The 21,257-nt window shown below is 40.4% G+C and carries 22 protein-coding genes; 15 read left to right on the top strand and 7 right to left on the bottom strand.

The window, feature by feature from the left end; all coding sequences use genetic code 11:
• Window positions 1-108: 108 nt before the first annotated feature.
• Window positions 109-1,050 (bottom strand): cysteine synthase A, encoded by a 942-nt coding sequence (cysK, locus tag J2S77_RS00320; protein ID WP_306973573.1) that lies wholly within the window; start codon window positions 1,048-1,050, stop codon window positions 109-111.
• 82 nt (window positions 1,051-1,132) lie between these two features.
• A complete protein-coding gene (locus J2S77_RS00315) occupies window positions 1,133-3,121 on the bottom strand; it encodes a PAS domain S-box protein (protein WP_306973571.1) in 1,989 nt (662 codons plus the stop codon).
• Window positions 3,122-3,237: 116 nt separating this feature from the next.
• Between J2S77_RS00315 and kynA the strand changes: the two genes are divergently transcribed.
• A complete protein-coding gene (gene kynA, locus J2S77_RS00310; RefSeq protein ID WP_306974190.1) occupies window positions 3,238-4,086 on the top strand; it encodes a tryptophan 2,3-dioxygenase in 849 nt (282 codons plus the stop codon).
• Window positions 4,087-4,214: 128 nt separating this feature from the next.
• Here the strand turns inward: kynA and J2S77_RS00305 are convergent, their stop codons facing one another.
• Window positions 4,215-5,264, bottom strand: coding sequence for an NAD(P)/FAD-dependent oxidoreductase (locus J2S77_RS00305; protein ID WP_306973569.1), 1,050 nt, complete (start codon window positions 5,262-5,264; stop codon window positions 4,215-4,217).
• 233 nt (window positions 5,265-5,497) lie between these two features.
• Here J2S77_RS00305 and J2S77_RS00300 point away from each other — a divergent pair, with 233 nt between their 5' ends.
• Genes J2S77_RS00300 through J2S77_RS00285 form a run of 4 tightly spaced genes read left to right on the top strand, consistent with a single transcriptional unit; the run spans window position 5,498 to window position 9,331 of the window.
• On the top strand, window positions 5,498-6,346 hold the full coding sequence (locus tag J2S77_RS00300; RefSeq protein WP_306973567.1) for an ABC transporter ATP-binding protein: 849 nt from the start codon (window positions 5,498-5,500) through the stop codon (window positions 6,344-6,346).
• Window positions 6,297-7,280 (top strand): iron-hydroxamate ABC transporter substrate-binding protein, encoded by a 984-nt coding sequence (locus J2S77_RS00295; protein ID WP_306974187.1) that lies wholly within the window; start codon window positions 6,297-6,299, stop codon window positions 7,278-7,280. The genes J2S77_RS00300 and J2S77_RS00295 overlap by 50 nt, the downstream gene beginning before the upstream one ends.
• 54 nt (window positions 7,281-7,334) lie before the next feature.
• On the top strand, window positions 7,335-8,327 hold the full coding sequence (locus J2S77_RS00290; RefSeq protein WP_306973565.1) for a FecCD family ABC transporter permease: 993 nt from the start codon (window positions 7,335-7,337) through the stop codon (window positions 8,325-8,327).
• Window positions 8,324-9,331, top strand: coding sequence for a FecCD family ABC transporter permease (locus J2S77_RS00285; protein ID WP_306973562.1), 1,008 nt, complete (start codon window positions 8,324-8,326; stop codon window positions 9,329-9,331). The genes J2S77_RS00290 and J2S77_RS00285 overlap by 4 nt, the downstream gene beginning before the upstream one ends.
• A 215-nt stretch (window positions 9,332-9,546) precedes the next feature.
• Here the strand turns inward: J2S77_RS00285 and kynB are convergent, their stop codons facing one another.
• Window positions 9,547-10,161, bottom strand: a complete 615-nt coding sequence (kynB, locus tag J2S77_RS00280) for an arylformamidase (RefSeq protein ID WP_306973561.1) — start codon at window positions 10,159-10,161, stop codon at window positions 9,547-9,549.
• A 14-nt stretch (window positions 10,162-10,175) separates the two neighbouring features.
• Window positions 10,176-11,450 carry a kynureninase gene (kynU, locus tag J2S77_RS00275; RefSeq protein WP_370871753.1) on the bottom strand — a complete coding sequence of 425 codons (1,275 nt, stop codon included), beginning with the start codon at window positions 11,448-11,450 and terminating at the stop codon, window positions 10,176-10,178.
• Between the two features lie 95 nt (window positions 11,451-11,545).
• Here kynU and J2S77_RS00270 point away from each other — a divergent pair, with 95 nt between their 5' ends.
• The 5 genes from J2S77_RS00270 (at window position 11,546) to J2S77_RS00250 (ending at window position 14,858) form a co-directional block, all read left to right on the top strand.
• Window positions 11,546-12,115 carry a flavin reductase family protein gene (locus J2S77_RS00270; protein WP_306973556.1) on the top strand — a complete coding sequence of 190 codons (570 nt, stop codon included), beginning with the start codon at window positions 11,546-11,548 and terminating at the stop codon, window positions 12,113-12,115.
• 26 nt (window positions 12,116-12,141) lie between these two features.
• Window positions 12,142-13,167 carry a threonine aldolase family protein gene (locus J2S77_RS00265; protein WP_306973554.1) on the top strand — a complete coding sequence of 342 codons (1,026 nt, stop codon included), beginning with the start codon at window positions 12,142-12,144 and terminating at the stop codon, window positions 13,165-13,167.
• Between the two features lie 42 nt (window positions 13,168-13,209).
• Window positions 13,210-14,004, top strand: a complete 795-nt coding sequence (locus J2S77_RS00260; RefSeq protein ID WP_306973552.1) for a lytic transglycosylase domain-containing protein — start codon at window positions 13,210-13,212, stop codon at window positions 14,002-14,004.
• A 194-nt stretch (window positions 14,005-14,198) separates the two neighbouring features.
• Window positions 14,199-14,555: a hypothetical protein gene (locus J2S77_RS00255; protein WP_306973550.1), complete on the top strand. Its 357-nt coding sequence runs from the start codon at window positions 14,199-14,201 to the stop codon at window positions 14,553-14,555.
• A gap of 69 nt (window positions 14,556-14,624) precedes the next feature.
• The gene (locus tag J2S77_RS00250; RefSeq protein ID WP_306973549.1) at window positions 14,625-14,858 is read left to right on the top strand and encodes a DUF3953 domain-containing protein; all 234 of its coding nucleotides are present in this window, start codon (window positions 14,625-14,627) and stop codon (window positions 14,856-14,858) included.
• A 319-nt stretch (window positions 14,859-15,177) separates the two neighbouring features.
• On the opposite strand, the gene megL is transcribed toward J2S77_RS00250, so the two are convergent.
• A complete protein-coding gene (gene megL, locus J2S77_RS00245; RefSeq protein ID WP_306973547.1) occupies window positions 15,178-16,353 on the bottom strand; it encodes a methionine gamma-lyase in 1,176 nt (391 codons plus the stop codon).
• Window positions 16,354-16,605: 252 nt separating this feature from the next.
• Between megL and J2S77_RS00240 the strand changes: the two genes are divergently transcribed.
• A complete protein-coding gene (locus J2S77_RS00240; RefSeq protein WP_306973544.1) occupies window positions 16,606-16,950 on the top strand; it encodes a four-helix bundle copper-binding protein in 345 nt (114 codons plus the stop codon).
• Window positions 16,951-17,040: 90 nt separating this feature from the next.
• Here the strand turns inward: J2S77_RS00240 and rarD are convergent, their stop codons facing one another.
• Complete coding sequence (gene rarD / locus J2S77_RS00235) at window positions 17,041-17,931, bottom strand: EamA family transporter RarD (protein ID WP_306973542.1); 891 nt, start codon at window positions 17,929-17,931, stop codon at window positions 17,041-17,043.
• 151 nt (window positions 17,932-18,082) lie between these two features.
• Between rarD and J2S77_RS00230 the strand changes: the two genes are divergently transcribed.
• From J2S77_RS00230 to J2S77_RS00215, 4 genes are all read left to right on the top strand, one after another.
• Window positions 18,083-18,373, top strand: coding sequence for a HesB/YadR/YfhF family protein (locus J2S77_RS00230; protein ID WP_306973540.1), 291 nt, complete (start codon window positions 18,083-18,085; stop codon window positions 18,371-18,373).
• Between the two features lie 15 nt (window positions 18,374-18,388).
• Window positions 18,389-18,844 (top strand): hypothetical protein, encoded by a 456-nt coding sequence (locus J2S77_RS00225; RefSeq protein WP_306973538.1) that lies wholly within the window; start codon window positions 18,389-18,391, stop codon window positions 18,842-18,844.
• Between the two features lie 127 nt (window positions 18,845-18,971).
• Window positions 18,972-19,979 (top strand): ArsR/SmtB family transcription factor, encoded by a 1,008-nt coding sequence (locus J2S77_RS00220; protein ID WP_306973536.1) that lies wholly within the window; start codon window positions 18,972-18,974, stop codon window positions 19,977-19,979.
• A 10-nt stretch (window positions 19,980-19,989) separates the two neighbouring features.
• On the top strand, window positions 19,990-21,222 hold the full coding sequence (locus J2S77_RS00215; protein ID WP_306973534.1) for an MFS transporter: 1,233 nt from the start codon (window positions 19,990-19,992) through the stop codon (window positions 21,220-21,222).
• The last annotated feature ends 35 nt before the right edge of the window (window positions 21,223-21,257 follow it).

The raw sequence follows: 21,257 nt of genomic DNA, 5'->3' as shown, positions 1-21,257 counted from the left end.
ATTTCAGTGCTATGCTATTAACTTTATTAAACTCAAAAAACGCTATGCCTAGGCATAGCGTTCGTAAGGTTTAACCGTTCAATTCGTCCGGAAATGATGTTATATAACTTAAACTTCTTTATCGTAATCGAATAAATCCCCTGATAAATAACGCTCGCCAGAATCAGGGATGATTGCGACGACGACTTCGCCTGGTTGTTTACGTTTAGCGACTTCAATGGCAGCATAAGTTGATGCTCCAGCTGAAGTGCCGACTAAAATGCCTTCTTCACGAGCAAGGCTACGTGCAACTCGATAGGCTTGATCATCTTCAATCTTAAAGATTTCATCATAGATGTCTTGGTTTAAAATGTCTGGTACAAAGCCTGGGCTTGTGCCGACAAGCTTGTGTTTACCAGGTTTTCCACCTGATAAGACAGGCGATCCTGCAGGTTCAACCACATGGACCGATAAGTCTTCATATACTTTCTTTAATTCCTCGCCCGTTCCTGTAATCGTACCACCTGTACCAGCTGTTGCTACAAAAGCTGAGAGTGGTTTGCCGATTTGTTCCATCGCTTCAATAATTTCCTTTGCTGTGGTATGGCGGTGGGCATCGGAGTTGGCTTCATTTTCGAATTGCATCGGCATAAAGCTGTTTGGGATTTCGTTCATCAATTCTTTGGCACGACGGATTGCACCGGGCATCTTCTCGTCACCAGGTGTTAATTCAACGCGCGCTCCGTATGCTTGGAGCAAATTAATCCGCTCTTTTGTCATCGTATCAGGCATGACCAAAATAGCTTGATAACCACGCGCTGCAGCAGTCATCGCTAGACCAATACCAGTATTACCGCTTGTCGGTTCAATAATTGTCGAACCTGCTTTAAGTTCGCCAGCTTTTTCGGCTTCGATCATCATATTATAAGCGGCGCGGTCTTTTACACTACCGCTTGGATTGAAGAATTCAAGTTTTAAATAGATATCAGCACCGTCTTTTGGACTTAATTTATTTAACTTAACGAGTGGGGTATCCCCAATTAAATCCGTTATATTATTTACAACACGCATGGTCCGTCACATCCTTTATTCGTCTTTCGTCCATTACCTAGTTTAGCAATAGGAATTACAGCCATTCAAGTTTTTTGATTGATTAATGCAACTTCAAACAAACAGCTGTTGTATCGTCAGGCACATTTTGTTGTGCGGTCATATTGTATAAATAGGTATAGAACTGATCAAAGTCATTCGGTAGTTCATCTTTCTCAATTCGTTCATAAATGCCGTCTGTCATGAAGTAGAGGGCATCGCCTTGATCCAATGTTAACGTATGTTCAGTGAATTCCATTTCTTCTTCAATCCCAATTAGTGATCCAGGAACAGCACTTCCATGAGTTTCGCCGTCTTTTTCATAAGCAAAGAAATTAATACCTGCGGCCACGTAGGTGACATGGCCTGTGTTTAAGTCGATATCAGCACAAAACGCTGTTGCGAAATAAGAAGCAGGAAGGATTCGAGTACACGCGCGATTAACCCATGCCACTTTGTCTTTAACACTCATGTTTTCGCGGGCAATTTGGTTAAATAGAAGGTTAATCGTGCTCGTCTGTAAAGCTGTCGCAACCCCGTGCCCCATGACGTCAACTAGGTAAATGAATAAGCGGTTTTCTTTCTCATTATAATCATAACCGTAACTATCACCACTCACATAATGGCTAGCTTCATGTATGAATTTGAGCGTAATGGTTTCGTCATCGACATTAGGTTGAAGCAATTCCTTCTGTAAATGTCCCGCATACTCCACGTCTTTCTGTAATTGGAGACGATCACGAATATCTTCACCAATCGCTACAATACTTGATTGGGTGCCATCAGCACCTCGAAGTGCTAAGAAGTTCCATTGAAATGGTAAATATTCTAAGTCTTTAGTAACGAGTGAGCTTTCAAAGGCAGAAGTCCCTTTTTCAAAGGTCTCATTAATGATTGTATTCAATTCGTCGGTTTGAATTAATTGTGTAATTGGTTGGTTTATCAACTCTGTAATCGAATAGCCTGTAAATGGCAATAATCGGCTGTTTGCATTATGCACATGACCATTTTGATCAAGCATAATAATTAATTCTGGCAAGGCATTAAACAGGCGATCTTTTTCGAATAAATTTTTCACGAGACCCTGTTCGAATTCTTTACGACGAGTTATGTCTTGTTGAATACCTATGAAATAAGGTACATCACCTTGGTTATCTGTGATGGGGTTGATGATCAGTTCATTCCAAAAGGTAGAACCATCTTTACGGTAGTTTAAAATTTCAGTTTGAGCTGGTTGGCGGTTTTCAATACAAACTTTTATGTAATTAATTGTATCTTGATCCGTGTCTGGGCCTTGAAGTATGTTGCAATTATGACCCATGACTTCTTCTGATTCATAGTCTGTTAATTCTGTGAACGCTTGGTTGACATATATGATTGGATTATTAAATTGTTTAGCATCTGTAATGACAATGGAAGAAGAAGAGTGTTCAACCCCAGCTGTTAAGTAAGCATTTCGTTCAACGAGTTCATTAATTGCCTGTTGTTGTTCTGAAAGATCTTGAACCTTCTGCTTCACTTCAATTTCAGTCATGGCCCAGTTTGCCAGTTTTTCAAGTTGGTCGAATTCTACTTTAGTTAACTTTTTTGGTTTGGAATCAAGTACGCATAATGATCCGATAATATGGCCATTGCTTAACCTTAATGGCACACCTGCATAAAAGCAAATGAGTCCATTGGTAACAAGTGGATTATGTTTAAAGCGATCATCTTCAGCTGCATCTTCTACTTGAAACGGTTGGTTTTCAACAAATAAATACTGACAAAATGACTGATCACGAGGGGCTCCACGATTTTGTTCTAGTTGTTCAGGTAATCCGATACATGATTTGAACCATTGCCAATTCGAATCAACGATGGTGATCAGGGCCATTTCGACATTGAAGATACTTTTCGCAAGTTCCGTGATATTGTCAAAAGATTCTTCTTGTTGGCCGAATTCTATATTGAGCTGATGGATTGAACGTAAGCGCTCGATTTCTTGGTTGATGTCTGGATAGATAATTTGTGGTGCTTGTAGCTCCTTGTTCCATTTTGCAAAATGTTCATTCACACATGATTCCCCCATTAATTCTCTTACTCTATTTTATCATAAATTCATCTGTTTAAGGGTGATTATGTTAAGATAAAAGAAACAGAAGAACGGGGTGTACTGCCTGTTTTAAGTTGATTAAAAAAGGGGAATTAATCATGACGAATAAACATGAAAGGGATATTCATACTGATTTTAAAGATCGTATGACGTATAGTGATTATTTAGATTTGGACTCTATTTTAAATAGCCAGAATCGCTTGTCAGACCATCATGATGAAATGTTGTTTATTGTGATTCATCAAGTGAGTGAGTTATGGATCAAGTTGACACTACATGAGTTAGAAGCCGCGGTGAAAGCGATACAAAATGAGGAGTATCAACCGGCCTTTAAAATGCTTGCCCGTGTGTCGAGCATTCAAACGCAGATTATAAAAGCTTGGGACGTTTTATCAACCATGACACCGAGTGAGTACTTAGGTTTCCGCGATCAATTAGGCAATGCGTCAGGTTTTCAGTCTTATCAGTATCGTTTGGTGGAGTTTGCGCTGGGCTATAAAACATCCCATGCGTTGAAAATATATGAGAATGAACCTGAAATTTATGATCGTTTAAAATCAGCATACGAGGTACCAGGCTTGTATGATGTGGCCATTGAAGCGTTGGCGAAAGCAGGATTCGCGATTGATCAGTCTGTTTTAGAACGAGATTTAACAGAAACCTATCAAATGAATGCTAGTGTGGAACAAGCTTGGATCGAAGTTTATCAAGACCCAGACCGCTACTGGAATTTGTATCAATTAGCTGAGAAATTAGTCGATATCGAAGACTGGATGCAACAATGGCGATTCCGTCATATGAAAACGGTTGAACGCATTATCGGCCATAAAACAGGCACGGGTGGTTCTTCTGGTGTCGGTTATTTAAAACAAGTGCTCGACCATTACTTTTTCCCAGAATTATGGAATGTTCGGACGGCGCTGTAATAGGGATCAGAAGAGAAGGAGTGGCATACAGCGAAAGTGGCGCTTCATACAGAGAAACCCTCAACATTTATCATTGATGAGGAGATCCATAAATTAGGCCCTCTAGACTGAGATCTAGAGGGCCTTTATTAAGATTCAAACATTTGTTGTTTAAGTTGTTCGTTACGCTCTTTGAACACGTCATTATGAGATGAAACCATCGCTTGTCCGTTCGAATCAGGTGAAATAAATTGTTTCGCTTGATTGACTGCGTTGGCTGCATCTTGGAATGTTCCTGCGATTAAGTTTAATTTTCCGTCATGTTTTAAAATGTCGCCAGCTGCGAATATGCCTGGAACCGAGGTTTCACTAGTTGCGTTTCCTTCTATGAAATAATCATCAACCATATTTAAGTCTAACTCGCTTTTTTGTAGGAGTTCAGCATCCATTTCATAACCGTGATTCACAATCACTTCATCGACTGCCACTTGTTCGACTTCATTTGTTTCTTGATTTAACACTTCGACATACTCAATCATTTCTCGGTCAGGGCAAGGGACGAGGTTTGCGATACAAGAGTTAAATAGGCAAGTCGCATTACTATTCATCAGTTGGTCGACTTGAGCTTCATGACCTGATAAATGATCTTTTCGACAAGTCACGAAAACTTTTTTGGCGATTGGCTCGAGTTCATTCGCCCAATCTATAGCTGAATTACCGCCGCCTGAAATAATCACAGTTTTGTTTTGGAAACGTTTTAACGATTTAACCGTATAGTTTAAATTCGATACTTCAAATCGATCGGCATTATCTATTTTTAGTTTTTGAGGTTTTAAAATTCCGCTTCCTACTGCCACAATTACGGTCTTCGTCCAATGCTTGTTGCCAGAATCACCCGTTAAGTAAAATAGCCCATCATCATCTTGTTGCATACTAACGACTTTTTCCCCGTAAACAACAGTCGGATCAAATGTTAAGCCCTGTTCAATCAACTGGTTGATAAATGTCTCGCCAGTTACAGGAGGCTGCCCGCCTACATCCCAGATCATTTTCTCAGGATAAACGTTGACTTTACCGCCTAAAACATTCTGATATTCAATAATTTTTGTTTTCATACCACGTAATCCACTATAAAAAGCTGAATACAATCCAGCTGGGCCACCGCCGATTATTGTTACATCATATATGTCATGAGTCATAAGAAGCTCACCTCGCTCAAAAATTGATAATCATTCTCATTGAATTCTAATCGATTTATCATTTAATTTCAACCCTTTTGAATCCAGTTATAATCGTTATGATCAACTATTAAGCATTGAATTATTAGAAATGTTTAATTGAGAATAGGTGTTGACTTTCATTGTGTATGTGGTTTAATAGGGGATGTGATGACAGTGATAATCATTATCAATAAAGGCAGGAGGAATAATCTGTGCGGATAAAAGGTGAGCAATTATTAGTCGGTTATGATGACCATACAGTGTTGGATCATTTAGATGTCGATATTCCAGAAGGTCAAATAACAGCCATTATTGGTCCGAATGGTTGTGGCAAATCGACTTTACTTAAAGGGTTAACACGTATTCTATCGCCAGATTCAGGCCAAGTCTTATTAGATGGTGAAGATATCGAAAAACAAAAAACAAAGGATGTCGCTAAGAAGATGGCGATTCTTCCGCAAAGCAACGATTACGCTAACGGGCTTACAGTTGGTGAACTCGTATCTTATGGACGTTTTCCGTATCAAAAAGGATTCGGTCGTTTGAGTGAGGAGGATGTGGAAGTGATTCACCAAGCGATGGAATCAACTGGAGTAGAGACATATAAACATCGTCCAGTTGATGAATTATCAGGTGGTCAACAACAACGTGTGTGGATTGCGATGGCTCTAGCTCAAGATACAGACATGATTTTTCTTGATGAACCGACAACCTATTTAGATCTTGCTCACCAACTTGAAGTATTAGAATTACTTCAAAATCTTAACCAATTAGAAGGCCGAACGATCGTCATGGTTTTACATGATTTAAATCACGCTGCTCGATTTGCTGATTATATCATTTCAATGCGAGAAGGCTCGATTATCAAAGAGGGCCGTTATGATGACGTAATGCAAGATGACGTGCTTCGTCGCGTGTTTGATATTGACGCCGTTGTTGGTCAAGATCCGCGTACAGGTAGACCTATTTGCCTTACTTATAACTTAATCAAAGGGGAGAAAGACAATGACAATAAAGCGGTTAATTCCTTTACTGATGATCGCCATGCTTATGCTAATTAGTGCTTGTGGTAATGATGATGAATCAGAAAACACAAATGCTGAGGGATCCAGTGATTCCAATACAGAAGAAACGAATGAAGAAGATAACACTGAATCTGATGAATCAGCTGATGGTGAGATGCGAACATACGAATCAGAGAATGGGACAGTCGAAGTTCCGGCCAATCCTGAACGCGTCGTTGTCTTATCGACATATACAGGGAATGTGTTGTCGCTTGATACAAATGTGGTAGGTGCAGATCCGTATTCCATGAGTAATCCACGTTATGAAGAACATTTAGATGGCGCTGAAGCGGTAACGTCTGAGGACCTAGAGAAAATTATTGAATTAGACCCTGATTTAATTATCGGTTTAGACAGTGAGAAAAATCTAGACCGCTTACGTGAAATTGCGCCAACGGTTACATATACGTATGGTAACTTAGGCTACTTAGAACAGCACCGTGAAATTGCTAAACTATTGAACAAAGAAGAACAGGCCAATGAATGGATTGAGGATTTCAAAACACGTGCACAAGAAGTTGGAGAAGAGATTAAAGCTGAGATTGGCGAGGATGCAACTGTAACCGTATTCGAAAACTTTGAAAAGCAATTATATGTGTTCGGTGATAACTTTGCCAGAGGAACTGAGATATTATATCAAGAAATGGACTTAGCGATGCCTGAGAAAGTGGAAGAAATGGCGATTGAAGATGGTTTCTATGCGTTATCATTCGAAGCATTACCTGAATACGCTGGTGATTATATTATTTATAGTAAAAAGAATGATTTAGATACTTCATTTGAACAAACGGAAACATTCCAAAGTATTCCGGCAGTGCAAAATGATCGTATCTTTGAAGCAGATGCGAAGGAATTCTATTTCAACGATCCGATTTCGCTCGATTATCAGCTACAATTCTTTAAGGAACACTTCTTAGGGGAAGAAGAGTAATCTATTGAGGCGGGGTGAACCCGCCTTTTATTCATGAGATAAAGGTTGATCGTTATGAAAACGCGTTTTTCTTACATATTTATAAGCTCTATTATTCTATTAATCGTCATGATCGGAGTGTCAATGGCTTTTGGAGCGATTGATACGACAGTGTATGATGTCTGGCTATCTATTACCCAATCGAATCCAACTGGCGATGTGTTAATTTTACGTGAAATTCGCTTGCCAAGAGAACTCGGAGCCTTATTAGTAGGCATGGCCTTATCTGTTGCGGGTGCTATTATGCAGGGGATGACGCGTAACCCACTAGCAGACCCAGGACTACTTGGCTTAACAGCAGGAGCTAATGCAGCTTTGGCTGTGGCGATCGCCTTTATTCCGAATATGAATTATTTCGGGATTATGATTGCTTGTTTTATCGGTGCAGCAGTAGGGGCGGCGCTTGTTTTTGGTATTAGTGCATTGAATCCACGTGGCTTTAATACTTTTCGTATTATTTTAGCTGGCGCTGCGGTGTCTGCCTTTCTCTATGCAGTGGCAGAAGGAACGGGGATTTTATTTCAAATTTCTAAAGATGTCTCGATGTGGACGGCAGGTGCTGTGATGGGAACATCCTGGGGGCAATTAGCTGTTTTAACACCTATTATTGTCGTAGGGATTTTAATTGCCCTATCATTATCAAGACAATTAACGGTCATGAGCTTGAATGAAGAAATGTCTGTTGGCCTTGGGCAAAATGTAGCTCGAACGAAAACATTATTGTTTATTGTGATAATTCTATTAGCGGGTGGCGCTGTGTCATTAGTCGGAAATTTAGCGTTTGTCGGCTTGATGGTGCCTCATATGGTTCGCCCCATTGTCGGAAAGGATTATCGTTTTATCCTCCCAATGAGTGCAACGGTTGGGGGTATCTTTATGCTAGCGGCTGATACGATTGCACGTACGATTAATGCCCCTTATGAAACCCCGCTGGCTGCGATTGTGTCTGTTGTTGGGCTCCCGTTTTTCCTTTATGTCCTGAATAAAGGAGGGCGATCGTTCTCATGATTCATCCAAGTGTGATTCGAAAACAACGGTTATTGGTTCTGGCGTTCACTATTTTATTATTGTTAACGATGATGGTTGGTTTGCAAATAGGTGATTCAACACTAGCGTTTGATCGCATGATCGCGACTCTATTCGGTAATGGAACATTTGAAGAAGAATTTGTTCTGTGGTCAATCCGTATACCACGTATGCTTGTGACGCTATTAGCTGGTATGGCTCTAGCGCTATCAGGAGCGATTTTACAAGCGATGACGAAGAATGATTTAGCAGACCCAGGGATTATTGGAATTAATTCTGGAGCGGGTGTCGCTGTAGCGATCTACTTCTTGTTTTTCCCGATAGCAGCTGGTTCATTTGCGTTTATGCTACCGTTCGTGGCGTTTTTAGGCGCGTTTCTGACAGCATCTATGATTTATTTGTTCTCTTACCGGAAACAGTCTGGCGTTGAACCTGTTAGACTGGTGCTTACAGGTGTCGGTTTTTCGATGGCCTTCTCTGGATTAATGGTGGTGTTAATTAGTTCAGCTGAGCGGGAAAAGGTCGATTTTATTGTCCAGTGGATGGCTGGTGACATCTGGGGCACAGATTGGTCATTCGTCTGGATCTTATCACCGTGGCTGTTGTTGCTCGTGCCAGTTGTGTTTGCCATGGCTAATCAGATGAATATGTTAAGCCTGCAACAACAAGCCGCAGTCGGTATAGGACTCAGAATTGAAAAAGTCCGCGTGGTATTACTGATTATCGCTGTTGCCCTAGCTGCCTCTGCAGTATCTGTAACTGGAGGTATTTCATTTATTGGCTTACTCGCCCCGCATATTGCGAAACAATTGATTGGACCGCGGACACAATTATACCTACCAATTTGTCTTCTGATCGGAGGTTGGTTATTGCTTGTCGCTGATTTAATCGGTATGAATTTACTATCAGTCGGCAATCTACCAGCTGGAATCGTGGTCGCGTTAATTGGTGCACCTTATTTTATCTATTTATTGATGAGGAAATAATCTAAGATGAAGTTTTGAACGAAATTAAAGCTGAAATGTGGAGGAGATAGTACCTGATACAGCGAAAAAGAGTGCTCATACAGCGAAAAAGCGCTCTGATACGGCGAAAAAGGATGCTGATACAGCGAAAATGTGTTAATATACAGCGATTTTCCTGAATTATACGGCGAAAATACGTCTTGATACAGCGAAATCCCCACCGAGGTGGGGATTTTTTAAATAGATTGCAAGACTGCGCGCACGGGTGAACCATCTGCGCCTTCTAGTTTGAGGGGCAAGGCTGATAAATAGTAGTGACCAGCTTCAACACCATCTAGTGCGACGCCTTCTAGAATATGAATGTCGTTTTCCTCAAAGGCGTGGTGTGTGTCGAGTGACTTGCTGTCTAATGGGTCGACAGACGGTAAGTCGACGCCGACAAGCTCGATACCATGTTCGTGGAAAAACGCTCCAAGCCTTGAATCAAGCTCAGGAATTTCGGTTGGAAACGGGTCGCCATTTGGCCAAGCATCGGTCTTTAAAATCACGCGTCGTACATCGGATAAATTGATAAAGTTTAAATCCTCAGGGGTGATCCGTTGTTTTGTTGTGAGATCAATAATTAAGACAGGGCCCATGTACAAATCTATTGGTAGTTGATCCACGGTCAAGCCACTATCATTAAAATGAAAAGGCGCATCAATATGAGTTGCGGTGTGGCAACTTGTTGTGAATTGGCCAATATTAACGGAGCCTGTCTCCGCTTTTGAAGCGGTTAAATCATAAGAAAAGGGCTCATCTTCAGGCCAAGTTGGTGTGTCTGCATTTAATGTTCTGGAAATATCGATCATTTTGGTCACTCTCCTTAAGCAATGACGTCGCGTTCATTTTGGTATTGTTTATACGTTTCGTTCGTCATAATATCTTTTAAAATCTGGACTGCTCGGTAAATGTCATGATAAGACACGTAAAAAGCAACAGGTGCCAAACGAATCACATTAGGAGCGCGGAAGTCAGGCGTGATATCACGCTCTTTTAGTGCTTTACAAATACTCGCAGCAGCGTCATGTTCTAAGCAAATATGGCCGCCACGACGCGTGGCTTCTCGTGGATTACCGATTGTGAAACCGAAGTCACTTAATTCGTGTTCAACTAAGTACATAAAATAAGCTGTTGCTTGTAGAGATTTTTCACGCACGGCATCAATTCCGACTTCCTCAAACAAAGCTAATGACCCGATTAACGGTGCAGCGCTAAATACATGAGGCGTGCCGATCTGAAAAGCTCCAGCGTCTTGAGCCTTTGTAAAAGTGTGTTCCATATCGAATTGCTTATCTTTATCTGAACCGAACCAACCTGTTAATCCAGGCGTGCGGTCGAAATGGTTTTCATGAATAAATAATCCAGCGACACCACCTGGCCCGCTATTCACATATTTATAATGGCACCAATAGGCAAAATCAACACCGTCTTCATGGAAATTATGTGGGATTGCGCCAACTGAATGACAGCCGTCGAATCCAATCAGAATGCCTCTCTCATGGGCGGCTTCTGTTAGTTTACGGATATTTAATAGCTGCCCACTACGATATAAAACAGTCGGGAGCACGATTAAGGCAACATCCTCTGTCATCGCTTGAATAATATCGTTTTCATCAATCGTCCGGCCATCACGACTGCCTACTTGAATTAAATGCTCATCAGGGTCATAGCCGTGCAAGTTGAGTTGGCTTTGCAAAGCATAAATATCTGATGGGAAATTAAGTTCATCAGCTAAAATTTTCGTGCGGTTACCCTCTGGTTGATAAAAGGTACTTACAAGTTGGTGAAGATTAGTCGTTGTTGAACCTGTGACGACCACTTCTTCTGGCTTGCCACCTACTAAGGGAGCCACACGCTCACCTAAGCTCTCTGATAAATAGAACCACGGATGTTCACTGTTCATCCAACCACCAATCGCTTCTTCTTTCCAAGTATCCATTACTTGTTGTAATGATTCTTCCGCTCGTTTTGACATGAGGCCGAGCGAATTGCCATCTAAATAAATATGGTCTTCACTTATATAAAATTCTTGTTTATATTGATTGAATGGGTCGTTTGCATCGAGCTCTTGTGCAAATGCTTCTGTCGGTTTATACATGTTCATCCCTCCTTTGTTCAATATATCATAAATGCCGTTCAGGTGAGCGAATTTTCTGTTAAAATAGAGTGAAATACTAAAGTAGGAGGCAACTGATGAGACAACCAACAGATAAAACGGTCATGCATAGTTATCCGGGCATGGTCGCGATTGTCACGGCAACATATAAGGGTCAAGACAATGTCATGGCTGCTGGGTGGCATTCGTATATTTCATTTGATCCGCCGATTTATGGCGTGGCGATTGGCCGTGAGCGTTATACATATGAGTTGATTAAACAGTCAGGTGAATTCGCGGTTCATTTTTTACCAATGGACCGAGCAGAATTCATTCAACAATCAGGTAGTTTTAGCGGGAGTGATGTGAATAAATTTGAAGTGGGTGGCATGGGATTCGATCGAGGCCAGACAATTAATGCTCCGATTTTACACGATGCATATGTGGCTTACGAGTGCCAAGTAATTGATGTGAATACATATGGTGATCATGACTGGTTTGTCGGGGATATAACACAATTTTATCGTGATGACGACTTATTTTTAGCAAATGGACTGCCAGATGATGCTCAATTAGAGATTCCATTATATTTAGGTCGTTCGATGTACACGACAACGGGTGAACGAGTGGAAAAACGAGTAGATAAAAACAATTCATTTAATCGTTAAATAACAAATAAAGGAGAGATGAGGTCATGATTGATTTACGAAGCGATACAGTAACAAAACCAACGCAGGCGATGCGAGAAGCGAGTTTTCATGCCAAAGTAGGGGACGATGTGTATGAGGAAGATCCTACTGTCACGAAACTAGAAGAAAAAGCTGCAGACATGCTAGGCAAAGAAGCAGCATTATTCGTGACCAGTGGTGTGCAAGGTAATCAGATTGCGGTCTTAACGCACACACAACCTGGGCAAGAAATCTTGCTTGAAGAAGAAGCGCATGTATTTTATTACGAAGGCGCTGCGATTTCTGCTTTTGCGGGTGTGCAGCCACGGACGATTAAAGGAACGCGAGGTGTGATGGCACCAGCAGATCTAGAAGCAGCCATTCGGCCTGAAGATGTTCATTTGCCTGAGACGGGACTTATTTTACTCGAAAACACGCATAACAGAGCAGGTGGCGCGGTGTTGCCGTTAGAGACGATGGAAGTGACCTATCAGATGGCTCAAGCGAACAATATTCCGGTTCACTTAGACGGCGCGCGGTTATTTAATGCCCAAGCAGCAACTGGTATTTCAGCAAAAACATACGCTAATCAAGCCGACACGGTACAAATCTGTTTATCAAAAGGGCTTGGTGCACCAGTTGGGTCGATCATCGCGGGTTCTCATCAATTTATCAAACAAGCACGGAAATGGCGGAAACGCTTAGGTGGTGGCTTGCGTCAAGTCGGCGTGATTGCAGCCCCAGCTATGATTGCTCTTACGGAAATGTCGAAACGATTAGATGAAGATCACAAACACGCTACGAAACTAGCGAACGGAATCGAAGAAGCGGGGTTTGAATTGGCTTATCCAGTTGAAACCAATATCGTGATTATGGACGTAGCCTCAGCTGGGATAAGTGGTGCCGATATGATGACGAGACTTGCTGATGATGGTATTCAAGCCGTTCAGTTCGGTCCAACACTCGTCCGTTTTGTGACCCATTACGATGTAAGCGAAGAAGAGATCGATGAAACGATTCTAGTGCTGAAAAAAATCAAATCTATGCTATAATAGAGTTAGAGATTTGTCGACAAAGTAAGAGGAGTGACCAATATGGTCGATTCGCGGATGTTTGAAGCGGTATTAGGCTATCAACGCGCCATGCAAAATAGCCCGTTTCAAGCAAACCAACAAAATAATCTATCGAATCAAGGCATGAGTGGTGATTCGTTTCAGCAGCTATTAACTGCCAATATGATGCCTAGTCTGGCGAGTGGTAGTGGGTCGAGTAGTGGATCAATGGCTGACGCGCTCATGCCGATGGGTGGTTCTGCCTCATCATCTAGTGGTCTAGGGTCTATGGCTAATATGATGATGCCGAATGCTATGTCTGGCAGTGGTTCGATGGCTAGTATGATGCCGGTTAGTTCTAGTAATCAAGGCATGATGACTGATATGTTTTCATCCCAAACGAATCAAATTAAACAAGCCTTAGCACAAGCTGGTGAAGAGGATCTATCAGTTGATACAAGTGATGTTGAACCATCACAGTTCGACGACATGATTCAAAGCGTTGCTGAGCGTTTTAATTTGGATCAGGACTTACTTAAATCTGTGATCAATGCAGAATCTGGTTTTAACCCGCAAGCCATCAGTGATGCAGGTGCTCAAGGACTCATGCAATTAATGCCACAAACGGCTGAAGCCTTAGGGGTGACGAACCCGTTCGATCCGCAGCAAAATATTGAAGGTGGCGCGCGTTATTTGAGTGACATGCTCAATCGTTATGACGGGAATTTAGAAAACGCCTTAGCAGCTTATAATGCTGGCCCTGGTAATGTTGATCAACACGGTGGTGTGCCGCCATTTGCGGAGACTCAAAATTATGTTTCTAAAATTCTAGGATAGGTAATAAAATAGTGGATGAATGGTGTAATTGTGTTCACTTACAGTGGGGTTAGGATGAATTTTATAAGCAGCGTACTAAATTATATAACATTTAGTGCGCTGTTTTTTATGGTTGTAACTTTGCTTTAAAAGGAAAATGCTATGTCATCATCGAAATGAGAATAGAAGTAATTAAATTTTAAGGGGTTTCAACGATGAAAGATTATTTTCACATGTATTTAAAATCTCTCAAAAAGAATTTTATGTTAGTAATCATAGCATTGGTTTTGTTAATACCCACCTTTTTTATCTGGGCTGGTATTCCTATCTTTATCATTGGGGGAGCAGTGGAAAATTTAACGACTAACTCTTCGCTAATTTATCTTAGTGTGTCACTTTCGGGAGGATTTCTGTTTTCCTTATACTTCTTGCCATTTAACTTAAAAGTGGCCAGAAATATGGCGAGCGCAATGCGTTATAACATGGTAAAAACGTTTGTTTACATACAAATATTCATTATAACGGTAAGTGCAGTCATGTTTGGAATAGCGACAACCCTCATTTTTTCATAATTATAGGTACTCAATTGAAATATGATGGGTGAGAATAGCTATAATTTATTGAATCGCGAGGTGAGTCATTTGATTTTAAATATCATAATAACTGTATTGGCTATTACTGTCATTTCTGGATCAATTTATGGGTTATCAACGGGTGAACATGGGCTTCAACCTTACATCCAACTACTTTCTGGGGTTATGTTTTTTGGTTTAGGACTAAAAATATTTCAACAGAATCAAAAGACAACGGCCATTTTCATCTTTCTTGTATCTGGATTTATCTTGTTCGTGAGTATTTATGTTTTAGTTGACTAATTGAAAAGTCGATAAACGTATTGGATATTTATATAAATGTTGAAGATTGAGTGATTAAAGAAACGAAAAGGTAAAAAAGTGTACAAATATTGATTGCGTTGTATGATTAATATAGACACATGATAAACCATACAATATTAAAGACCGCCCATGCTGTTACATGGAGCGGCCTAAATAGACCGAACCCCATCAAGAGGGGCTAGTAGGCAGCTTAAGGCAAAAATAATCTCTCAGCGCCAGTCAAACGCATGTGAGGGATTATTTTTTATGCTTAAATCCTTGTTATAAGGCTATGAATCTAGTGTTTCTATTATTTGATTCACACTTGTTCTAACGCCTGATTCAAGTCTTCCCAAATATCTTCCCATGCTTCTAAGCCGCAGGACATTCGAATTAGTGAGTCCGTGATGCCCATGTGTTCTCGGCTTTCTTCAGGAACAACTGAATGAGTCATTGTCGCTGGATGTTGAATCAGTGATTCCGCATCGCCTAAACTAACAGCGAGTTTAATAAACGATAGTTTGTTTAAAAAGGCTTGCGCTTCAGCTTTACCGCCTTCTAATTCAAATGAAATCACGCCAGCGCCTAGCTTCATTTGTTTTTGAGCGATGTGATAGTGTTCATGGTCAGGATCAAATGGATAATAGACACTTTTAATTTTCGGATGTGTTTTTAATTTATCGACGATTTTTTCGGCGTTGTCGGAATGACGGTCCATTCGTAATGGTAATGTTTTTAAACCTCGTAATAGTAACCACGCATCAAATGGTGCCATAATCCCACCAATATCTTTTTGAGTGGTCATCGCAACTTCAGAAATTAAGTCTTCTTTACCGACTAGCAATCCACCGACGACATCGCCGTGTCCGCCGATATATTTAGTTGCGCTGTGTAGGACAATATCACAGCCTAAATCAATTGGACGTTGTAAATACGGTGATGAGAACGTGTTATCGACGACAACGGGAATGTCATATTCTTTAGCAACACGCGCAACCATCTCAAGATCAATCATTTTCATGGTCGGGTTAATCGGTGTTTCGATATAAATCACTGCTGTATTGTCTTGGATCATCTGGCGGATGACGTTTTCGGATTCCATAAAGCTAAAATCTGACTGAATATTATATTTATCACGCATGATATCGAGTAATCCGAATGTACAGCCATAGATGCCGCGTGAGCATAAAATATGGTCGTTTGCTTTCGTTAAGGCAATTAGTGTGGCTGAGACAGCGGCCATACCCGATGCAAAGGCAAGCCCAGCTTCAGCATTTTCTAACTTAGCAATCCGCTCTTCTAGGTGTCTAACGGTTGGATTGCCAAGGCGCGAATAAATAAAGCCGTTATCTTCTCCTGCAAAACGTGCTTCCCCTTGTTCAGCATTCGCGAACGTATACGTTGATGTTTGGTAGATGGGTGTCGCTAAACTGTCGAAATGGTCCTTTGAGTCATACGCATGATGAATCACATCTGTTTCAAATCGATTTGTCATGAACAAGCTCCCCCTTAATCCCTTTGATAAAATTATAACACAAAATATGAAAGCGCTTTCTATTATTTGGGTAGAAATTTTACAAACGGGACACAACAGTAATTTTTGAGCTTAATAATTGAGTTATTAAATAAATTAATGAACTTTTGAAATAAATGAGCGTGATTATTTCAAATGTAGTGAGTAGCCTTAATTCATAAAACAAAACTAAGCGGGCATGATAAAGGACGATAATAGAGAGGAGTGTTTTTAATGGGTGTATTATCAACATCACCAACGAATATGGATGCGTGTATTGAAGCGTGTCAGAAGTGTTTGAGAGCTTGTGAGGAGTGCTTGACTGCTTGCTTGCAAGAGCCAGACGTTCAAGCACGGATCAATTGTATTCAGACGTTGCATGATTGTGCGGATATTTGTGGTCAAGCTACAGAGTATATGGCACGGAATAGTTCATTTTCAGTTACGCTTTGCGGCGTGTGTGCGCAAGTGTGTGAACAATGTGCTGTTGAGTGTGAGAAGATGCAAGATGATCATTGTCAAGAATGTGCGCAAATCTGTCGTGAATGTGCTCAAGCATGCCGACAAATGGTAGGTTAATCTCAATTTAAAAAGGCGAAGGACGTCGAGGGAGAGGATTCGACGTATCTTCGCCTTTCTACATATAAATTTTTAATTCAACTACGTCCATTATCCGGCTTGTCGTAAATGTTTCACGCGTTCGTATGTGTATAAAATAAGCCCGAGCCAAATCAATATAAACGTCACGGCATGGACGGATGTGAATGGTTCATTGTATAAGAAGACGCCGATCAATAACATAAGTGTTGGGGCGAGGTATTGCAGGAATCCAATTAACGATAATGGTATTCGTTTAGCCCCTTGAGCGAATAGTAAAAGAGGGATCGCAGTCGCTATACCTGCTCCAATCAAAATTAGCGTCGCTCCCCATGAAGTACCTAAAGCACCCCCGCCGGAGAACTCTAATCCTGTAATATAAATAAACGCAATAGGTGCCACAACCATTGTTTCAATAGCCAAGCCGAAAATGGCATTCAATTGAACGACTTTCTTCAACAATCCATAAATACCAAATGTCATAGCGAGTGCTAAAGCAGCCCATGGAAAAGACCCTAAATTAATCGTCATGTAGCTAACGCCAATAAACGCAAGGGCAATCGCTACCCATTGGATCGAACTAAACCGTTCTTTTAAGAAGATAAGGCCAAATAAAATACTGATTAATGGGTTAATATAGTAACCAAGACTTGCATCGAGCACGTGATCAGAGTTGACAGCCCATATGTAAATCACCCAATTTAAACTAATCACGATGCCTGCCGCACTAATCCCAAGTGCAGTTTTAGCGTTAGTAAATAAAGATTTTACTTCAGCTACGAGTAAGTGCCAACGCCGGATCACTAAAATAAATACAATCATAAAAACGAGCGACCAGAAAATTCGGTGCGCTAGAATCTCCCACGCTGGGACGTTTTCGATTAATTTCCAATAAAGAGGAAGTAGTCCCCACAATAAATAAGCGAACGTTGCATATAGAATTCCGATCCGTTCCTCAGTCATGTTGTCACCTCATTCAATCTTTTAGCGCGTTAAGGCGTTCATGAAATTTTACGATACCCGAAACAAATTTGCAATGGTTAAAGTGGAATAATTTGTTGTTTAAGCGTGTTTTCGGTACACTAACAGTAAGAGACTAGAAGGGGGTTTTAGCATGAATATTAACATAACAGATGAAGCGGTTAACTGGTTCAAAGATGAGATGGATTTAGAAGAAGGCGATGCGATTCAATTTTATCCAAAATACGGAGGCGACAGTGCGTTTCAGTCAGGCCTTTCGATCGGTATGGCCATTGGCAGTGCTAACGAACCACAGGTCACGACGGAGAAACAAGGCATTTCTTTTCAAATTGATCAAAAAGATGTTTGGTTTTTTAACGATAAAGATTTGCATGTCGGTTTGAAAGATGGCGAAGTCGCTTATTCCGACGAACCATTGAATTAAGAAAGGGAGAGTTACATGAGTTGGACACGCGAACAAGCGTATGATTTATTGAAAACCGTGTACACCGATGATGTCATGCAACAAGAGAAGCGACGTGTCTTTAAATTATTATACAATCAATTGTATGAACGTTTGGATGATTTGGCCATTAACCAAGCTATTTCAGAACAGGCAGAAAAACAATTGTATTTATTTAAAAATTTCACTTTCATGCCAGGGGATAATATTTTCCAATCGATGCGCTATATGTTCTTAATCGCAAGAGGCGAAAAAGAGCTAGATCGACAGACAACTCGAGATCATCTCGATCGGATTTATAAATCACTCTATCAGCCAGCTGGACTCAAAAACCCTGTGATTCCCGACCATTTTTGGGAAACCCCAATCGGGATCGCCTGTCACATTGCTGAAGAAGGCGTAGAGGCAGTTTATCCATTATTAGACGAGATGAACGAAACGAGCACTCCTTAAAAACTAAGGAGTGTTTTTTACGTTTCGTCATTTGATGTTCATCAAATATAACATTTGACATATATATGGTATTGTTATACAGTGCAAATAAACATTCGATTAAATTCAAAAAGGAGATTCGATAAATATGAAATATACAGTTACATTCTTAACGATGAATGATTATTTGATGTTTTTATATAGGTTGGCAAATTCCGGGAATGAAGAAATGGATGACCGGTTACAATCGATTATTCAAAATAACGAGGTAGAAAAGTGGTTACGAGACATTCAAGCCTCATTGCCTTCATCACTAATGGATGAATTGAAGGTATTCTTTCAAGCAGATAGTATGATGGCTTTATCTTTAGTGCCGACGTTATATAAACAAGGTGCCCTTGAGTCGTTGGCTGGTTTGACGAAAGGAGTGGAAAGTCTTAACGACAATGTCATACAACAAGTGGTCACTACCACAGGTTTTATTGATGAAAAGGTCGAAAAACAATCAGTCGAGAAACGGATTCAATCACTTGCAGTGCCTGAACAGGAAAAGTGGAAGTTACTCTATTTTGTGAGTAATCCAGAAGAATTGAAACAACGTTTAGTATCGCTGCTGAATAATATGTGGTCATATTACGAAGAGCACCAAAGCATGATTGAAACCTTAGGCCATGAAGCAGAGGAAACGTTTCAGTCAGAAGAGTACCAACAGTTTGCGATGGATCTAGCCGAACAATATGTTGTTAATACAGGTGACCCCAAACAATTAATCGCCATGCCATCCTATAGTTCTAATTTAGGTTTTAGCGTTATGGAAGGTGATGGTGTCATATTACTAACTGTTGGCATGGCACGATATCAAATGATTCGTAAATTTCATAACGACAAGGAAGTATTAGAATTATTAAAGCTCTTAACGGATGAAAGACGTTTTCAGATGCTTAGGCTATTGAAGAAGCGGCCTCATTATGGTTATGAAATTGCACAAGCACTTGGTGTATCGAATTCAACGGTCTCGCATCACTTAGCGTTATTACTCAACCAAGGATTTGTGAAATCAGATCGTGATGAAAATAAAGTCTATTATACATTGAACCAGGCAGAGTTAAAACAGGTGATTGAGGCATTGAATCAATTGTTTTTAGGCGAAGAATAAGGGGATGAGAATGGTGAATGAAACCAATGCTGTTTCATTAATAAGAAATAAGCTGTTCATTTATTTTTTCTTAACATTATTAGCATCGACATTAAGTGTATCGTTTTATTTATTTACGGTTAATTGGTACGTCGTTGATGAATTGCAATTAGAGGCGAAACTTGGTCTTGTATTTTTTGCTAGTTCGGTTCCACGTTTAGTATTTATGTTGATTGGTGGTGCGATTGCGGATCGTGTGAATAAAGCGACGGTTATGTTGTTATCAGATTTAACTAAAGGACTGTTATTGGTTGCTGTGATTGTTCTTTTGTTAGTTGATTTATTCTCAATAGGCATTCTTATCGGATTGTCGTTTGTGTTCGGATTATTAGACGCGTTTTTTTGGCCGTCTAGTTCATCTCTAATGCCGAGTTTAGTTAGTCGTGATCAATTAACGAGGGCTAATTCGATTGTGCAAACAACCCAACGAGCATCCACGATAATCGGTCCTTTATTGGCAGGGCTTGTGATCGGATTTGGTTCATACGAAGTGATGTTTGCGTTTGTAAGTGCCATGTTGCTATTAGCTGCTATTGTTGATTTAATCATCCGTAAAAATGTGAGTTATGATCAGGATGAATTGAATGAATCATCGTCTGTTTGGCACAATATTAAGGAAGGATTCGCCTATTTAAAACAGTCTCCATTTATGCTCGCACTGATGTTATCATCTGTATCGATGAATTTGTTTTTAAGTGGCCCTATGCAAGTAGGGTTGCCTTTATTTGCCCGTGATATTTTAAATGGTGATGAGTTTACTTATAGTTTGCTAAGCGGGATGCTTGGTGTCGGTACACTTGTTGGCGCGTTACTAATAGGTGTATTAAATGTGAGACAGAAGCGCGGTATGGTTGCCTTAACCGGTATTATGTTGTTAGGGTTGTTCATGGTTGCCTTTAGTTTAACAGATAGCTTGCTATTAAGCTTAATGTTTATTAGTTTAATTGGTTTAGTAATCTCAACGATTGATGTGCCGATTATATCGGCCATTCAAGCTCATACTGAAAAGAAGTATATTGGACGGATGATGAGTCTCATGTCATTCGCATCAATGGGATTAATTCCAGTGTCGTATTTATTAACATCATTTTTGATTTCACTCGGTCTTACAATTGATACGATTTTATTATCTAGTTCCGTTTGTTTGATGGTAGTCGGTGTTTTTGTTTTAGTATTTGCTAAGTCACTAAGGACAGTCAACTAATCAATTGATCAGGTTTAAAGCTATACAGATCACGG

The organism is Alkalibacillus salilacus (genome assembly GCF_030812915.1).
Lineage (GTDB): Bacteria > Bacillota > Bacilli > Bacillales > Alkalibacillaceae > Alkalibacillus > Alkalibacillus salilacus.
The sequence above is the reverse complement of the archived record's forward strand: the minus strand, read 5'-3'. Positions and strand labels throughout refer to the sequence as shown.

What these genes read in the sequence shown, in the direction of transcription:
- J2S77_RS00270 (WP_306973556.1), top strand. Translation starts at nt 11,546, where the DNA reads ATGAGACAACCAACAGATAAAACGGTCATGCATAGTTATCCGGGCATG.
- J2S77_RS00290 (WP_306973565.1), top strand. Translation starts at nt 7,335, where the DNA reads ATGAAAACGCGTTTTTCTTACATATTTATAAGCTCTATTATTCTATTA.
- rarD (WP_306973542.1), bottom strand. Translation starts at nt 17,931, where the DNA reads ATGACTGAGGAACGGATCGGAATTCTATATGCAACGTTCGCTTATTTA.
- megL (WP_306973547.1), bottom strand. Translation starts at nt 16,353, where the DNA reads ATGACAAATCGATTTGAAACAGATGTGATTCATCATGCGTATGACTCA.
- J2S77_RS00240 (WP_306973544.1), top strand. Translation starts at nt 16,606, where the DNA reads ATGGGTGTATTATCAACATCACCAACGAATATGGATGCGTGTATTGAA.
- J2S77_RS00260 (WP_306973552.1), top strand. Translation starts at nt 13,210, where the DNA reads ATGGTCGATTCGCGGATGTTTGAAGCGGTATTAGGCTATCAACGCGCC.
- cysK (WP_306973573.1), bottom strand. Translation starts at nt 1,050, where the DNA reads ATGCGTGTTGTAAATAATATAACGGATTTAATTGGGGATACCCCACTC.
- J2S77_RS00265 (WP_306973554.1), top strand. Translation starts at nt 12,142, where the DNA reads ATGATTGATTTACGAAGCGATACAGTAACAAAACCAACGCAGGCGATG.
- J2S77_RS00230 (WP_306973540.1), top strand. Translation starts at nt 18,083, where the DNA reads ATGAATATTAACATAACAGATGAAGCGGTTAACTGGTTCAAAGATGAG.
- J2S77_RS00285 (WP_306973562.1), top strand. Translation starts at nt 8,324, where the DNA reads ATGATTCATCCAAGTGTGATTCGAAAACAACGGTTATTGGTTCTGGCG.
- J2S77_RS00215 (WP_306973534.1), top strand. Translation starts at nt 19,990, where the DNA reads ATGGTGAATGAAACCAATGCTGTTTCATTAATAAGAAATAAGCTGTTC.
- J2S77_RS00225 (WP_306973538.1), top strand. Translation starts at nt 18,389, where the DNA reads ATGAGTTGGACACGCGAACAAGCGTATGATTTATTGAAAACCGTGTAC.
- J2S77_RS00305 (WP_306973569.1), bottom strand. Translation starts at nt 5,264, where the DNA reads ATGACTCATGACATATATGATGTAACAATAATCGGCGGTGGCCCAGCT.
- J2S77_RS00255 (WP_306973550.1), top strand. Translation starts at nt 14,199, where the DNA reads ATGAAAGATTATTTTCACATGTATTTAAAATCTCTCAAAAAGAATTTT.
- kynU (WP_370871753.1), bottom strand. Translation starts at nt 11,450, where the DNA reads ATGTATAAACCGACAGAAGCATTTGCACAAGAGCTCGATGCAAACGAC.
- J2S77_RS00220 (WP_306973536.1), top strand. Translation starts at nt 18,972, where the DNA reads ATGAAATATACAGTTACATTCTTAACGATGAATGATTATTTGATGTTT.
- kynB (WP_306973561.1), bottom strand. Translation starts at nt 10,161, where the DNA reads ATGATCGATATTTCCAGAACATTAAATGCAGACACACCAACTTGGCCT.